General features: G+C 64.3%; 15 protein-coding genes and 1 riboswitch. Of the genes, 6 read left to right on the top strand and 9 right to left on the bottom strand.

The genetic code is table 11. The features are described 5' to 3' along the window. Positions 1-75: 75 nt before the first annotated feature. From ACIPG5_RS11380 to ACIPG5_RS11370, 3 genes are all read right to left on the bottom strand, one after another. Positions 76-1440: a DUF1329 domain-containing protein gene (locus ACIPG5_RS11380; protein WP_176516817.1), complete on the bottom strand. Its 1365-nt coding sequence runs from the start codon at positions 1438-1440 to the stop codon at positions 76-78. Positions 1441-1465: 25 nt separating this feature from the next. Beyond that, entirely contained in the window at positions 1466-3352 is a 1887-nt protein-coding gene (locus tag ACIPG5_RS11375) for a DUF1302 domain-containing protein (protein ID WP_401375012.1), read from the bottom strand. A 331-nt stretch (positions 3353-3683) separates the two neighbouring features. Continuing rightward, on the bottom strand, positions 3684-5366 hold the full coding sequence (locus tag ACIPG5_RS11370) for a fatty acid--CoA ligase (protein WP_236237866.1): 1683 nt from the start codon (positions 5364-5366) through the stop codon (positions 3684-3686). 159 nt (positions 5367-5525) lie between these two features. On the opposite strand from ACIPG5_RS11370, the gene ACIPG5_RS11365 reads away from it, so the two are divergent. The 3 genes from ACIPG5_RS11365 to ACIPG5_RS11355 all read left to right on the top strand — a co-directional run bounded on the left by ACIPG5_RS11365 (position 5526) and on the right by ACIPG5_RS11355 (position 8375). Continuing rightward, positions 5526-6491, top strand: a complete 966-nt coding sequence (locus tag ACIPG5_RS11365; RefSeq protein WP_314614581.1) for a 2-hydroxyacid dehydrogenase — start codon at positions 5526-5528, stop codon at positions 6489-6491. 53 nt (positions 6492-6544) lie between these two features. Beyond that, positions 6545-7543, top strand: a complete 999-nt coding sequence (locus tag ACIPG5_RS11360; protein ID WP_176516812.1) for a class I SAM-dependent methyltransferase — start codon at positions 6545-6547, stop codon at positions 7541-7543. A gap of 39 nt (positions 7544-7582) precedes the next feature. Continuing rightward, a riboswitch (yybP-ykoY riboswitch) is annotated at positions 7583-7702 on the top strand. Between the two features lie 91 nt (positions 7703-7793). Beyond that, a complete protein-coding gene (locus tag ACIPG5_RS11355) occupies positions 7794-8375 on the top strand; it encodes a TMEM165/GDT1 family protein (protein WP_176516900.1) in 582 nt (193 codons plus the stop codon). A 112-nt stretch (positions 8376-8487) separates the two neighbouring features. Here ACIPG5_RS11355 and ACIPG5_RS11350 read toward each other — a convergent pair whose 3' ends face one another. The 4 genes from ACIPG5_RS11350 to ACIPG5_RS11335 all read right to left on the bottom strand — a co-directional run bounded on the left by ACIPG5_RS11350 (position 8488) and on the right by ACIPG5_RS11335 (position 10483). Then, on the bottom strand, positions 8488-9303 hold the full coding sequence (locus ACIPG5_RS11350; RefSeq protein ID WP_176516811.1) for a M48 family metallopeptidase: 816 nt from the start codon (positions 9301-9303) through the stop codon (positions 8488-8490). Positions 9304-9401: 98 nt separating this feature from the next. Beyond that, positions 9402-10022: an SOS response-associated peptidase gene (locus ACIPG5_RS11345; RefSeq protein ID WP_401375007.1), complete on the bottom strand. Its 621-nt coding sequence runs from the start codon at positions 10020-10022 to the stop codon at positions 9402-9404. Positions 10023-10037: 15 nt separating this feature from the next. Continuing rightward, complete coding sequence (locus ACIPG5_RS11340) at positions 10038-10298, bottom strand: putative signal transducing protein (RefSeq protein ID WP_176516809.1); 261 nt, start codon at positions 10296-10298, stop codon at positions 10038-10040. Beyond that, positions 10298-10483, bottom strand: a complete 186-nt coding sequence (locus ACIPG5_RS11335) for a CPXCG motif-containing cysteine-rich protein (protein WP_401375004.1) — start codon at positions 10481-10483, stop codon at positions 10298-10300. Before ACIPG5_RS11335 ends, ACIPG5_RS11340 begins: the two co-directional genes overlap by 1 nt. A gap of 122 nt (positions 10484-10605) precedes the next feature. Here ACIPG5_RS11335 and ACIPG5_RS11330 point away from each other — a divergent pair, with 122 nt between their 5' ends. Further along, entirely contained in the window at positions 10606-11775 is a 1170-nt protein-coding gene (locus ACIPG5_RS11330) for a 1-acyl-sn-glycerol-3-phosphate acyltransferase (protein ID WP_236237871.1), read from the top strand. A 116-nt stretch (positions 11776-11891) separates the two neighbouring features. Here the strand turns inward: ACIPG5_RS11330 and ACIPG5_RS11325 are convergent, their stop codons facing one another. Continuing rightward, positions 11892-12152, bottom strand: a complete 261-nt coding sequence (locus ACIPG5_RS11325) for a hypothetical protein (RefSeq protein WP_401375001.1) — start codon at positions 12150-12152, stop codon at positions 11892-11894. Between the two features lie 160 nt (positions 12153-12312). Between ACIPG5_RS11325 and ACIPG5_RS11320 the strand changes: the two genes are divergently transcribed. After that, on the top strand, positions 12313-12519 hold the full coding sequence (locus tag ACIPG5_RS11320) for a hypothetical protein (RefSeq protein WP_176516802.1): 207 nt from the start codon (positions 12313-12315) through the stop codon (positions 12517-12519). A gap of 71 nt (positions 12520-12590) precedes the next feature. Here the strand turns inward: ACIPG5_RS11320 and ACIPG5_RS11315 are convergent, their stop codons facing one another. After that, on the bottom strand, positions 12591-13175 hold the full coding sequence (locus ACIPG5_RS11315; protein WP_176516801.1) for a YajG family lipoprotein: 585 nt from the start codon (positions 13173-13175) through the stop codon (positions 12591-12593). A gap of 145 nt (positions 13176-13320) precedes the next feature. Here ACIPG5_RS11315 and ACIPG5_RS11310 point away from each other — a divergent pair, with 145 nt between their 5' ends. Then, entirely contained in the window at positions 13321-13554 is a 234-nt protein-coding gene (locus tag ACIPG5_RS11310; RefSeq protein ID WP_176516799.1) for a hypothetical protein, read from the top strand. Positions 13555-13628: the final 74 nt, after the last annotated feature.

Genomic DNA, 13628 nt, shown 5'->3' with positions numbered 1-13628 from the left:
TGATTGCCCAGGCTGAACAGAAACGCCCCGGCAAGCCGGGGCGTTCTGGGAGATCACACGGAGGGGGTTAGTGCTTCAACGAATACCGGTCTGGCGCAGCGCGGCAGGCTGGAAGTCGGCCTTGCTGGCACTGAAGCCGAAGTCGTAGGAGCGCTTCTCTTCGTTCTTCATGCCCAGGGCCAGGTAACGGCCCGATTGCAGGTCGTAGATGGCCTCCAGGGTGTACCACGGCACCTGCACGTTGTAGTAGTCCTGGGAATGCGCCTCGGAAACGCGCCACAGCTGGTTGCGCCCGTCATACTGGTCGATCACCGCGGCTTGCCAGGTGTCCTCGTCGATATAGAAGTCACGCTTGGCGTAGATATGCCGCTGGCTCGGCTTGAGCGTCGCGACCACATGCCATACCCGGCGCAGCTCGTAACGGGTCAGGTCCTGGTTGATGTGGCCGGCCTTGATGATGTCGGTGTACTTGAGCTTCGGGTCGTCGAGCTTGTAGGCGTTGGAGGCGATGTACAGCTCCTTCTTGCCTTCGAGCTTCCAGTCGTAGCGGTCTGGCGCACCGTTGAACATGTCCAGGTTGTCCGAGGTACGCAGGCCATCGGCAGCGGTACCCGGGCCGTCGTAAGACACCTGCGGCGCCTTGCGCACCCGGCGCTGGCCGGCGTTGTAGATCCACGCCTGGCGTGGCTCCTTGACCTGGTCGAGGGTCTCGTACACCAGCAGCACGGTACCGGCCAGGCGCGCCGGCGCGGTCACTTCCTGCTTGAAGTAGAAGAGGATGTTGCCCGGGTTGTTCGGGTCGTAATCCTTCATCTTGTCGCGGAACACGAACTGGTCGGAGAAGTACACCGGGTTGAAGGTGCCGTTCACTTGTGGCGTTGCCTGGGTCACCAGACGGCTGACGCTGCCGCCACGGTAGCGGGTGATGTGGTTCCAGATCACCTCCAGGCCACTTTTGGGGATCGGGAACGGCACGGCGGTCTGGAAGTTGTTCAGGCCGTTGCCGCCCTCGACCAGGGTGGTGCTGGTGGCGTTCTTCTTGATGGCGGCGAACACATCGTCAGGCACGGTGGCGCCACGGTGAGTCTTGTACACCGGGATCCTGTAGGTGTCCGGGTAGCGTTTGAACATCGCCACCTGGCCCGGCGACAGCTTGTCCTTGTACTGCTCGACGTTCTGCGCGGTGATGGTGAACAGCGGTTTTTCGCTGCCATAAGGGTCGGCAAGGAAGCCCTTGGCGTCGACGCTGCCCGCGGTCTTGGACAGTGGCTGCCACGGGCCGATGGAGCCATCGGCGTTACCGGCCTTTTCCGCGCCCATCGGAGTCAGGGTAGTGCCCAGCTTGGCCGCTTCGTCAGCGGAAACCGCAGCCATGACGCCGGTCGCCAGCAGGGACAGGCCCAGCACACCGGCTTGCAGCAGACTTCTGGTCTTGTTCATGTCGTGTCGTCCTGGATCTGTGTGCTTAGAAGTTCACGCCGAAGCTGAGGGCGACGAAGTCGCGATCATCCACGGTGCTGTACTTGCCGTCGAAGAAGTTGGTGTACGACAGGCTGGCGGTGTAGGTGTTCAGGTACTCCGCGTCCAGGCCAAGGCTGACCGCCTTGCGGCCTTCCTCGAAGTTGCCGCCTGGACCTGGCGAGTAACCGGACACGTCATGCGACCAGGCCACGTTCGGCTTGAGGTTGATGCCGGCGAACACGTCGTTGTAGTCCCAGATGACCCGCGCGCGGTAACCCCAGGAGGTGCTGGTGGTGTAGCCGTCGTTTTCGCACTTGCGGTTCAGGTTGGTGGTCGAGGCCCCTGGGCCAGCACCAGCGATGGTGCTGGCATTGAGCGCCTGGCAGGTATCGGCACCGCCGGTGGCGGGCAGCGGGCCGGGGCCGAACACCGGGTCACGGCCATAGCGGGTTTCGTGGGCGTTCTCCAGGCCACCGACATGGGTGACGCCCAGTTCACCGACCACGGTCATGCGGCTGGCGCCCATCACCTGGTCGAAGAAGTGCGTCAGGGTGGTCTGGAACTGGGTGATTTCCTTGCGGTTATAGCCGTGCAGGTCCTGACCTGGCGTGCCGTTGAGCAGCGATGCGTTGGCCAGTGCACCGCCAATCGGCCGCACGCCGGCGAACAGGATGTCGGTGGTGTTCAACTGCACCGGCGCGTTCGGCCGGTAGCTGAGTTCACCGCTCCACGCGGTGCCGGTGGGCAAGGTGGTGGAGAAGCTCAGGCCATACAGGCGGATATCCTCGGGGTACTCGACGAAGTACTTCGAGTTGCCGGCCACGATCAGCGGCGCCAGTGCCCGCAGCTGCGGCGGCAGCTGGCTGAGGCCGGCGAACACCGATGGCGAGGCGCCGGTGGCGCTGAAGATCGGCGCGCGGCTGTGGTAGTTCATGAAGTAGGCACCGAACTCGGTGTCCAGCGGTTCGAACATGTAGCGCATGGCCACGCCGAACTGGCCGCTGTCGCGGGCATCGCGGTCGGCGCCACGGGCCACCATCACGCCTTCTTCGTTGATGTTCACGCCGCGGCTGGCGAGGAACTGCTGGGCCGCTGCCGGCACGGTACGGCTGCTGTTGAGCACGCGCAGGTTGTCGGTGCAGCCATCGGCGATGATGTCGGGCTGGGAGAAGAAGGTGCCGCAGTTGTCGACGACGGTCTGGTCCCACTCGATCTGGTAGAAGGCTTCGGCCGACAGGTTGTCGGTGAGGCTCTGCGAGATGTAGAACATGTTGACCGGGATCAGGCCTTCCTTGATCTCGGCGCCGGGGCGGCGGAAGGCGGCCACGTCGATCGGGTTGATCGAGTTGATGCCGCCGCCGATGAAGGTACTTTCACCCCAGTTCACCACCTGCTTGCCCAGGCGCACCGAGCCTGGCTGATCGCCGATGGAATAGTTGTGGTAGACGAAGGCGTCGAGCAGCTGGGCGCCGGAGGACTTGGCGCCTTCCTTGCGGCCGGAGTCGCTGATGTCCTTGAACGGGCGGCTTTCATCCTTGAGCTCGAAGTCGTACCAGTACTTGCCACGCACGAACACGCCGGTGTCGCCGTACTTGAGCTCAAGGTCATGGATGCCCTTGAAGATCTTCGAGAAGGTTTCGCCCTTCTTGAAGTTGAGGTGGCCATCGTCAGAGGTTTGCGACAGGCCCTTGCCGCCATTGTTGACGCCGATCAGGTTCTTGTTCGGGTTGGCGGTCGACCAGCTGGCCCCGACGGAAAGCGACGAGTCGAACTGGCCCTCGATTTCACCGATGTTGAAACTGACCGCAAAAGCAGGACTTGCGAGCGTGGAAGCAAGGCTGACGGCCAAAGGCAGCTTGGCCCGGCGCCAGAACGTGTTTGCAGATGTCATCGACGCTACTCCATGTACTTTTTTGTTATGGCAGTGAGTCCTTTCAAGAACGGCCCGAGCGACCGGTATGCGGGCTTGCACCCGCAGCGACACGTGTTGCGCGTGTCGCCCTCCCCCATTCCTGAAAATCCCCTGGCCCCGACTATAGCCAGCAGGCACAGGTGCTTGATCCCTCTAAAGTGTGATTTGCGCGCTGCGGCGCCATTTCATCCTGAAGTTATCCAGGCTGGGCATTGGCAACGCTCAAGCATGGCGTAAATTTCTCGTTTGGCAAGGCACCAGCCGCTCTAGCGTGCGGGTCGCGTTATGACGCACGCGACCCGCCGCAGGCTCATACGGTCGACAGGAAGGCGCTGTTGCTGGCCTGCCACTGGACGATGTCCTGGCGGATGCGCTTCTTGTCGAGCTTGCCGACACTGGTCTTGGGAATTTCAGTAACAACGGCGATCTGGCTGGGAATTGCCCACTTGTTGATGTGCCCTTCCTCGACGAACGGCTTGAGGTGATCCTTGAGCGTCCTGGCATCGATGACCTGGCCGTCACGCGCCACCAGCAGGGCGAACGGCCGCTCGCCCCACTGCGGGTCGGCCACCCCGACCACGGCCACTTCGCGCACGGCGGGGTGGCGGCTGATCAGGTCTTCGAGGTCGAGGGAGGAAATCCACTCGCCACCGGTCTTGATCACATCCTTGATGCGGTCGCGGATATCGATGTAGCCCATGCCGTCCAGCGTGGCGACGTCACCGGTGTGCAGCCAGCCGCCCTGCCACAGCTCCTCGCTCTTTTCCGGCTCCTTGAAGTAGCCCATGGTCAGCCAGGGCGCGCGCAGCACCAGCTCGCCCTGGGTCTCGCCATCGGCGGGCAGGAAGTTGCCTTCGCCATCGACGATCGCGGCCTCCACCAGCGGCACCGGCACACCGGCCTTGATCCGGTAGCTGACGCGCTCGTCCTCGCTGCCTGCCTGCAGCTCATCGTTGAGGTGCGCGGCCGAGATCAACGGGCAGGTTTCGGACATGCCGTAGGCCGCCGTCAGCTGGATGCCACGGGCCAGCGCGGCCTGGTACAGCGAACGGTTGAGCGCGCTGCCGCCGATGATGATCTTCCAGCCGCCGAAGTCCTGGCCTTGCGAGCTCGGGCAGTTGAGCAGCATCTGCAGGATGGTCGGCACGCAGTGGGAGAAGGTGACCTTCTCTTCGCGCCACAGCTTGATCAGCATGTCTGGCTCGTATCGCCCGGGGTAGACCTGCTTCATGCCCAGCATGGTGGCGGCATAGGGGATGCCCCAGGCATGCACGTGGAACATCGGCGTGATCGGCATGTAGACGTCGTTGCTGCCCAGCAGGCGCACGCTGTCGATGCTGCCGGTGACCGAGGCCTCGGCGAGGGTGTGCAGCACCAGCTGGCGATGGGTGAAGTACACGCCCTTGGGGTTGCCGGTGGTGCCGGTGGTGTAGAAGGTGGTGGCCACCGAGTTCTCGTCGAAATCCGGGAAGTCGTACTGCGGGCTGGCGGCGGCGAGCAGCTGCTCGTACTCGCCCACCAGGTTGGGCAGCTCGGCGGTCTTGCTCGGGCCGTCGGTCAGCAGCAGGGTCTTGTCGACCGTGGTCAGCTGCCCGGCGATGGCCTGGTACAGCCCGACGAAATCGCTGTTGACCAGCACCACGCGGTCTTCGGCGTGGTTCATGGTGTAGAGGATCTGCTCGGGAGACAGGCGCACGTTGATGGTGTGCACCACGGCGCCGATCATCGGGATGGCGAACATGCATTCCAGGTAGCGGTGGCTGTCCCAGTCCATCACCGCCACGGTGTCACCGGCCTTGACCCCGGCCTCGGTCAGCACGTTGGCAAGCCGCGCGATGCGCTCGCCCAGTTGTGGATAGGTCAGCCGCAGCTGGTCGCGGTAGACGATTTCGCGGGTTTTTTCGTAGCGGCTGCCGGACATCAGCAGGCGCTTGATCAACAGGGGGAACGAATAGGCGCCCTCGGCGGGCTTGATGATGCGGGTCTGCAGCATGGGTATCCCTTCTTGAAAAGCGAGCCGGACAAGTCAGGGAACAACTGTAGTTCGCCATTGTGACGACCAAATCAGTCGAAGGAATGATTTGGCGGCAGAAGGTATGAGTGGCATTGTGCGGGTTGCCCCCTCTTTGCCATTGCCACCGGAGCCTTACCGATGCCCAGCCCGCGTCGCGCCGTGTTTCTCGACCACCAGTCCCTGGACCTCGGGGACCTCGACCTGTCCCCGCTGCACGCTCAGTTCGACGAGCTGCAGCTGTTCGCCGCAACCCGCCCCGACCAGGTCGCCGAACGGCTGCAGGGCGCGGTCGCGGTGGTGAGCAACAAAGTCATGCTCGACGCCCAGGCGCTGGCCGCCAACCCTCAGCTCAAGCTGATCCTGGTCGCCGCCACCGGCACCAACAACGTCGACATGGCCGCGGCACGCGCCCAGGGCATCACCGTGTGCAACTGCCAAGGCTACGGCACGCCCTCGGTGGCCCAGCACACCCTGGCCCTGCTGCTGGCACTGGCCACGCGCCTGTGCGACTACAACCAGGCCGTGGCAGACGGGCAATGGGCCAAGGCCAGCCAGTTCTGCCTGCTGGACTTCCCGATCATCGAGCTGGAGGGCAAGACCCTCGGCCTGCTCGGCCATGGTGAGCTGGGCGGCGCCGTGGCGCGCCTGGCCGAGGCCTTCGGCATGCGCGTGCTGAGCGGGCAGATCCCCGGCCGCCCGGCGCGTGACGACCGCCTGGCGCTGGATGAACTGCTGCCTCAGGTGGATGCCCTGACCTTGCACTGCCCCCTCAACGAGCACACCCGGCACATGCTCGGCGCCCGCGAGCTGGCCTTGCTCAAGCCCGGTGCGCTGGTGGTCAACACCGCGCGAGGCGGGCTGATCGACGAACAGGCGCTGGCAGACGCCCTGCGCAACGGCCACCTGGGCGGCGCCGCCACCGACGTGCTCAGCGTCGAGCCGCCGACCCAGGGCAACCCGCTGCTGGCGGCAGGCATCCCGCGCCTGATCATCACCCCGCACAGCGCCTGGGGCGCGGTGGAGTCGCGCCAGCGTATCGTCGGCCAGCTCAGCGAGAACGCCCAGGCCTTCTTCGCCGGCCAGCCGCGCCGCGTGGTCAGCTGAGCGCAGCGACCGGCTCTGCTACACTGCGCCACTTTTTTCAGGAGGCGTCGTCCATGGACCCGCGCAGTGAAGTGTTGCTCCGCCAGGCGGACCTGTTCCAGGGCCCGCTGCTGCTCGCCGGCGCCCCCGCCGACGACCTGCTCGGCCAGTTGCCCAAGGCCCATGGCTGGACCTGGCACGCGGGCGATCAGGCCATGCTCGACAGCCGCTTCGCCGGGCGCAGCCACTATGGCGTGGAGGCTCCGCCGGTGGCTTTCGAGGCGGCCGTGCTGTTCCTGCCCAAGTCGCGCGAGCTGGCGGCCTACCTGCTCAACGCCCTGGCCTCGCGCCTGGCGGGCCGTGAACTCTACCTGGTGGGCGAAAAGCGCGGCGGCATCGAAGGGGCGGCCAAGCAGCTGCAGGCATTCGGCAAGCCGCGCAAGCTCGACAGCGCCCGCCACTGCCAGCTGTGGCAGGTGACCGTGGAACAGGCGCCTGAAGCCAAGCCGCTGGAAAGCCTGGCCGAGCACTTCACCCTCGAGCTGGAAGACGGCCCGCTGCAAATCGTCAGCCTGCCGGGTGTGTTCAGCCACGGCCGCCTCGACCGCGGCACCGCGCTGCTGCTCAAGCACCTGGACAACCTGCCGGCCGGCCATGTGCTGGACTTTGGCTGCGGCGCCGGGGTGCTTGGGGCAACGGTCAAGCGGCGCTATCCACAAAGCCAGGTCACCCTGCTGGATGTGGACGCCTTCGCGGTGGCCGCCAGCCGCCTGACCTTGGCGGCCAACCAGCTGCAAGGCGAGGTCATCAGCGGCGATGGCATCGACGCTGCACCGCGTGACCTGAGCCTGATCCTGAGCAACCCGCCGTTCCATACCGGCGTGCACACCAATTATCAGGCTTCGGAAAACCTGCTGAAAAAATCCGGCGAACATCTGCGAAAAGGCGGCGAAATGCGCCTGGTAGCGAACAGCTTCCTGCGCTACCAGCCGCTGATCGAAGGGGCCCTGGGCAACTGCCAGACCTGCGCCGAAGCCGATGGCTTTCGCATCTACCGGGCCACACGTGGATAGAAACAGGGCTTGCCGAAAGCGTTTCGCCTAGGCAGAATCCGCACCGTCCTAGGGGAGTAGTCTCCCGCGAGCGCCTTGCTCGCCCGGCACGCGTCAACACACTTGGCCCACAGGCCATGGCGCGTGCGACCCACGATCTGCGCAGACAGGTCCAGGGTTTGACAAGACCTATGACACGCACACCTTACCCGGGGCGGGGAGGCTGTACGTGTCATAGCCGTGTCGACCCGCCCCCGTAGGAATCCTGATGCTGGAATCTCTGTTGGTCCCCACCGCCATCGTTGCCCTCGCCGAAATCGGCGACAAGACGCAATTGCTCGCGCTCATCCTCGCTGCCCGTTTTCGCAAGCCCTGGCCGATCATCGCCGGCATCATCGCCGCGACCCTGGCCAACCATGCCGCCGCTGGCGCGGTAGGTGCCTGGGTCAGCGGGTTCTTCACCGAGACGACCTTGCACTGGATCCTTGCCGCGAGCTTCACCGCCACCGCGCTGTGGACCTTGGTGCCGGACAAGATGGACGACGACGAGAACCCGGCGCGCCGCTTCGGCCCGTTTTTGACCACGCTGATCGCGTTCTTCCTGGCGGAAATCGGCGACAAGACCCAGGTCGCCACGGTGATGCTGGCGGCGCAGTATCCGCACCTGATCATGGTCATCATCGGTACCACCCTGGGCATGCTGATTGCCAACGTGCCGGTGGTGCTGGCGGGTAACTTCGCGGCGGAGAAACTGCCGCTGACACTGATTCGCCGCCTGGCGGCAGCTGCCTTCATCGTGCTGGCCGTGGTGGCCGTGTACTCGGCGATGAAGACCAGTGGCTGGGTGGGGTAACTGCAATTTGGCGCCGTGCTGCGGCCCATCGCCGGCAAGCCGGCCCCCACAGGGTATTGGGTGTGGGAGCCGGCTTGCCGGCGATGGGCTGCAAGGCAGCCCCAAGGCGAACTTACTTCTTGGCCGCTTCGTACAACGGCATCACCTTGGGAATCGCTGCCTGCAGCGAGGCGATCCGGCTTGCCGACGCAGGGTGAGTGCTCATGAACTCGGGCGGTGCACCTTCGGACGCCTTGCTCATCTTGTTCCACAGGGTGATCGCGGCGTTCGGGTCATAGCCGGCACGCGCCGACAGCTCGAGGCCGATGAGGTCGGCTTCGTTCTCGTTGGCGCGGCTGTTGGGCAGGGTCATGGCGTAGTTCACCACCTGGTCTGCCAGGGCGATGCTGTCCTGGCCGAGGCCAAACAGCGCACCGGCGCCCTGGCGCGCCATTTCCACGCCATAGGCCTTGGACATCGCTTCACGGCTGTGCTCGCGCAAGGCGTGGGCAATTTCGTGGCCGACCACGGCGGCGATCTCGGCATCGGTCAGCTTGAGCTGATCGATCAGGCCGGTGTAGACGATGATCTTGCCGCCGGGGCCGCAGTTGGCGTTGAGCTCGTCGCTCTTGATCACGTTGACTTCCCATTGCCACTGCGCAGCATCCGGGCGGAACTTCGGCGCCTGGGCGATCAGCCGGTCGGCGATGGCCTGGACGCGCTTGGCATCGTTGCTGGACTTGTCCAGCACGCCTTTGCTCGACGCCTCGCCGAGGGTCTGCTGGTACGACTGGGCGTACATCTGGTTGACCTCAGCGGTCGACAGCATGCTGAACATGTACTGCTTGCGCTCGACGCCGACAGCGCCGCCGCTGGTGGTATTCACTGCCTGGCAGCCGGCCAGCAGGATGCCAGCACTCAACAGGCTGACGACAAAAGACTTACGCATGAAAACACTCCCTTTTTACATGCGCCGTATCCTAGGCCGAGTCGCCTGGGCCTGCCATAGCCGCAGGGAAGATTTCTTCAGCTGCATCGGCCAGCCCATCAGGCCGGGGTCAGGCACTCCGGGGCATCCAGCTTGGGATCATTGACGAAATTCGCCAGCGCTCGCTCGCGCAGCGTAGCCGGGGGGCTGGCCAGCAACTCGTGCAAACGTGGCAGCGGCGTTTCAGGGTCCAGCCACGCGGCCTGGCCGGCTTCATCGAGAATCAGCGGCCGGCGCTGGTTCATCGCCGCCTGGGTCACCACCGCGCAACTCAACCACACCTGATCCTGCACCGGATACGCCTCCCACACCGCAGCAAAATAAAGCGATGAGCCCTCCCCCGGCGTCAACCAGTAAGGCCGCTTGCGCACCGTGCCACGCCACTCGTAGAAACCATTGGCCGGCATCAGGCAGCGCCGCTGGCGAAACGCTTCACGGAACATCGGCTGTTCCGCCAGGGTCTCGGCACGGGCGTGGGCAGGTGTACGGGAAAGGTCGGTAAGCCAGGCCGGCGTCAGGCCCCAGCGCGCCATGGCCACTTGCATCTGGCCGTCGAGCTGGCGCTGGATCAGCACCGAGCCACCGGGCGAGATGTTCCACTGCGCCGGCTGGCCGGCAGGGAAACCTGGCAACCCGGCGAGCGCCTGGGGCCAGCGAAACAGGGCGTAGCGTCCACACATGGGCGAATTCGAAACCTAGCAGATCAAGGTACCGGGATAACTCTCCGGTTCGTCGCCGGCAAGCGGCTGGGCGCCATTGTACGCATCGATCAGCTGCCGTGCGTAACCGGCCTGCTCATTGGGCACCGCCAGGCCCAGCAAACCCTGCATCGGCAGCTCGCCGACGCCGCCCATCAGGTCACGACCGACCAGGTGCACCTCGACCCCCTCGCTGGCCAGCATGCCGACCAGCATCTCGGCCTCCAGCAGGTTTTCCGGTTCGTAGATCCGTTGCATCAAGCATCGTCCTCGCGTCTGACTTCGAGCATCCATTCGTCACCATGCACCTGCAGGATGAACACCACGGGCTGGCAACAAACCTGACAATCTTCGGTGTAGACCTGATCGCCAGCGCAAAGGTCGACGGTGGTCTCTACCCGTTCGCCACAATAGGGGCAATCATAGAAGTCGGTTTCCAGCATCGCGGCCTCCGCGGTGACTTGTGCGTATAATTGCCGGTCTGTTTACAGGGCCTGCGTGTGTCCGAGCCGTTTTTCGGGCCCCACCCCTACCTTATTACCCTAGCCGTTTCCAACAAGAGAGCATGATGGGCGAATTCGATGCCATCCGACCGTACGACGACGCTGAGGTCCCTGCCGTTCTGGCACGCCTGCTCAGCGACCCGGCATTTCTCGATATCCTCACCCACTTCCGCTTCCCGCGCGCCGCTGGCGCCCTCGGCTGGTTGCTCAAGCCGCTGATCGCCCGGCGCCTGCGCAAGGAATTCGCCGGCGTCAGCTGCGTGTCCACGCTGCAGGACAAGGTCGAGTACTACGTCGACCAGACCATCGAGCGCGCCACCGACGGCGTCACCTACTCCGGCGTCGAGCAGCTCAAGTCGGGCACGGCCTACCTGTTTCTGGCCAACCACCGCGACATCGTCATGGACCCGGCCTTCGTCAACTACGCGGTGTACCACGCAGGCCTGCCCACGCCGCGCATCGCCATCGGCGACAACCTGCTGCAAAAGCCGTTCGTCAGCGACATGATGCGCCTGAACAAGAGCTTCATCGTCCACCGCTCGATCACCGGGCGGCGGGAAAAGCTTGCCGCCTACCAGCTGCTGTCGGCCTACATCAACCATTCGATCCGCAACGACGGCACCTCGATCTGGATCGCCCAGGCCGAAGGGCGGGCCAAGGACGGCGACGACCGCACCGATTCGGCGATCCTCAAGATGTTCCACATGAGCCGCAAGGACGAGCCGTTCGGCAGCGTGATCCAGGGCCTGAACCTGATACCGGTGTCGATCAGCTACGAATACGACCCTTGCGACCAGGCCAAGGCACGCGAGCTGTACATCCGCGCCACCACCGGCACCTACAAGAAGGCCCCGGGCGAGGACGACAACAGCATCGCCAAGGGCATTACCGGCTACAAGGGCCGCGTGCACATCAACTTTGCCGCGCCAGTCACCGACTACTACGAAGACACCAAGCAGCTGGCCCAGGAAATCGATCGGCAGATCCTCGGCGGCTACCGGCTGTTCCCGGTGCACTACCTGGCTTATGCGATGTGGAGCGAGAAGGACGAGGCACTGCAGGTGCCGAGCGCCGAGCAGGTGTTCCCGGCCGAGGAGCTGGCCAAGGCCAAGGAAGAATGGCAACGCCGCCTGGATGCCTGCCCCGAGGAGCAGCGGCCGTACCTGGTGCTGCAGTATGCGACCCCGGTGCGCAACCAGTATCAGGTCAGGCAGCAGGCGCCGGTGGCCTGAGGCTTTGGGGCTGCTTTGCAGCCCTTTCGCGACACAAGGCCGCTCCTACAGGTAACGCGTAACCCTTGTAGGAGCGGCCTTGTGTCGCGAAAGGGCCGCAAAGCGGCCCCAAAATATCAGACCCAGGTACTGAACCAAGACAGCATCAAGGCCAAGGCCAAGCAAGAGAACCCAAGGATGTAGAAGTAGCGCGGCACGCGCTGGTCGAACGCATCCACCACTCCCTCCTCCACCGCCAGGCTCTCGCGGGCATCGGCCTCGCGCCGCCGCGCACTCTGCAGCAGCAAGCCGCCCGGGCAGGTCATCAACAGCGCCAGCAGATTGATCAGTTTGGTCGGGTGGGCGGACAAAAAGCCCCAGAGCACTTGCAACGACATCACGCAACCTCGGACAGAACGACAGCGAAGGCCGGCATTCTACCGAAGTCCACCCTGCGCGCCCGGCCGTGGCGACCAACTGTCACTTAATTTCATCTGTCACATGCTCGTCATCAGAACAGGCCACCCTGTCGGCCTCTTCTGATACCGGAGCTTGTTCATGCTGCATGCCGAAAACCAGGACCGCCTCTATCTCGTGGCCCAGAGCGATGAGCAGCAGGCGCTGATCGACGGTTTTGCGATCAATGTCCAGGACCGCCAGTGGCTGGTCTACTGCGCCCTGGGCGGGCATGTGCACCATGACCTGCCGGAAGTGGACATGCTCACCGGCGTCAGCGTGCTGGATTTTCATATCGAAGCCGCTTGATGCAGGCGTAGAAAACAAAAAGCCCGCTGCCTGGACCCAGGCAGCGGGCTTTTCGATGTGCAGCGCCGGGCTTACTCGCCCAGCACCTGCCCGATGGTCGGGTCCTTGAACAGGCGGGTCAGCGCATCGCTGAGCACATCACCCACCAGCTTGGTGTTGGTTTCCTGGTTCGGCGCCATGCCGAAGCGCTGGTCCAGCGAAGCGCCGTAGCGGCCGCTGTAACGGCGGTTGGCATTGGCCACGTCGGCACGGAAGGTGGCACCGATGGTGGCCTCGGTCACGTACAGGTTGTCCTTGGGCGACTGGTACTTGAGCTCGGCCAGGGTCACGGTCAGCTGTGGCGCGTTGTAGGCGTTGGGCGTCGGGGTGAAGCCCAGCAGGCGCACGGCAGCTTCGGCCTGGGCCTGAAGCTTGGGCACCACATCGTTGCCGTTGACGCTGATGGTGCTGGTTTCAGGGTACATGCCACCCCGGGTGCCCAGCGACTGCGAAGCCCGGCCATCGACCACCTTGACCACCACCGGCTGGCCGTGGCCGACCGGTGCGAGCTGGGCATTGAGCTTGGGTTGCGGGCTGAGTTGTTGCGGGCTGTGGGCACAACCGACCAGGCTGAGGCTGGCCACGGCGATCAAACCGAACAACAGACGTTGCAACATGCGCGTTTCTCCAGAAAATGCGGCAAAGGCCCACAGTATACCTAGCCGAGGGCTGACCAGTCATCGGCCCGGCACCCCTGTCACAATCGTTTCATGGCGGCAACGTTATCCTTGCGCCAAGCCCTAATGCACAGGACTCGCTGCCATGGCCTCGTTTTGGACCTTGCTCTTCCAACGCCCGCGCGACAACTGCTATGCCCGCCTCGACGACCAGGGCAAGTGCCTTGCATTCAAGCAATGCCGCCAGCCGCCAGGGGGCAGTGGCTGGGTGCAGATCGGCGAAATCCACCTGGCCTGGCTGGGCCGCGAGCTGCCCGCCGAAGCGCGGGTTTGCAGCCATGCAAACCGCCGCTGGCAGCAGCGCAGCCTGCCAGCCTGACAAACGCTGCAATAAAAACCACGAATAACGACCTTTCTGCCCGCGACATCGCTATAATCTCCCCCCGATTATAA

The sequence above is a fragment of the Pseudomonas sp. NPDC087029 genome (genome assembly GCF_044745345.1).
Lineage (GTDB): Bacteria > Pseudomonadota > Gammaproteobacteria > Pseudomonadales > Pseudomonadaceae > Aquipseudomonas > Aquipseudomonas faucium.
The sequence above is the reverse complement of the archived record's forward strand: the minus strand, read 5'-3'. Positions and strand labels throughout refer to the sequence as shown.

What these genes read in the sequence shown, in the direction of transcription:
- ACIPG5_RS11375 (WP_401375012.1), bottom strand. Translation starts at nt 3,352, where the DNA reads ATGACATCTGCAAACACGTTCTGGCGCCGGGCCAAGCTGCCTTTGGCC.
- ACIPG5_RS11370 (WP_236237866.1), bottom strand. Translation starts at nt 5,366, where the DNA reads ATGCTGCAGACCCGCATCATCAAGCCCGCCGAGGGCGCCTATTCGTTC.
- ACIPG5_RS11380 (WP_176516817.1), bottom strand. Translation starts at nt 1,440, where the DNA reads ATGAACAAGACCAGAAGTCTGCTGCAAGCCGGTGTGCTGGGCCTGTCC.
- ACIPG5_RS11320 (WP_176516802.1), top strand. Translation starts at nt 12,313, where the DNA reads ATGCTGCATGCCGAAAACCAGGACCGCCTCTATCTCGTGGCCCAGAGC.
- ACIPG5_RS11335 (WP_401375004.1), bottom strand. Translation starts at nt 10,483, where the DNA reads ATGCTGGAAACCGACTTCTATGATTGCCCCTATTGTGGCGAACGGGTA.
- ACIPG5_RS11345 (WP_401375007.1), bottom strand. Translation starts at nt 10,022, where the DNA reads ATGTGTGGACGCTACGCCCTGTTTCGCTGGCCCCAGGCGCTCGCCGGG.
- ACIPG5_RS11325 (WP_401375001.1), bottom strand. Translation starts at nt 12,152, where the DNA reads ATGTCGTTGCAAGTGCTCTGGGGCTTTTTGTCCGCCCACCCGACCAAA.
- ACIPG5_RS11350 (WP_176516811.1), bottom strand. Translation starts at nt 9,303, where the DNA reads ATGCGTAAGTCTTTTGTCGTCAGCCTGTTGAGTGCTGGCATCCTGCTG.
- ACIPG5_RS11330 (WP_236237871.1), top strand. Translation starts at nt 10,606, where the DNA reads ATGATGGGCGAATTCGATGCCATCCGACCGTACGACGACGCTGAGGTC.
- ACIPG5_RS11340 (WP_176516809.1), bottom strand. Translation starts at nt 10,298, where the DNA reads ATGCAACGGATCTACGAACCGGAAAACCTGCTGGAGGCCGAGATGCTG.
- ACIPG5_RS11315 (WP_176516801.1), bottom strand. Translation starts at nt 13,175, where the DNA reads ATGTTGCAACGTCTGTTGTTCGGTTTGATCGCCGTGGCCAGCCTCAGC.
- ACIPG5_RS11310 (WP_176516799.1), top strand. Translation starts at nt 13,321, where the DNA reads ATGGCCTCGTTTTGGACCTTGCTCTTCCAACGCCCGCGCGACAACTGC.
- ACIPG5_RS11360 (WP_176516812.1), top strand. Translation starts at nt 6,545, where the DNA reads ATGGACCCGCGCAGTGAAGTGTTGCTCCGCCAGGCGGACCTGTTCCAG.
- ACIPG5_RS11365 (WP_314614581.1), top strand. Translation starts at nt 5,526, where the DNA reads ATGCCCAGCCCGCGTCGCGCCGTGTTTCTCGACCACCAGTCCCTGGAC.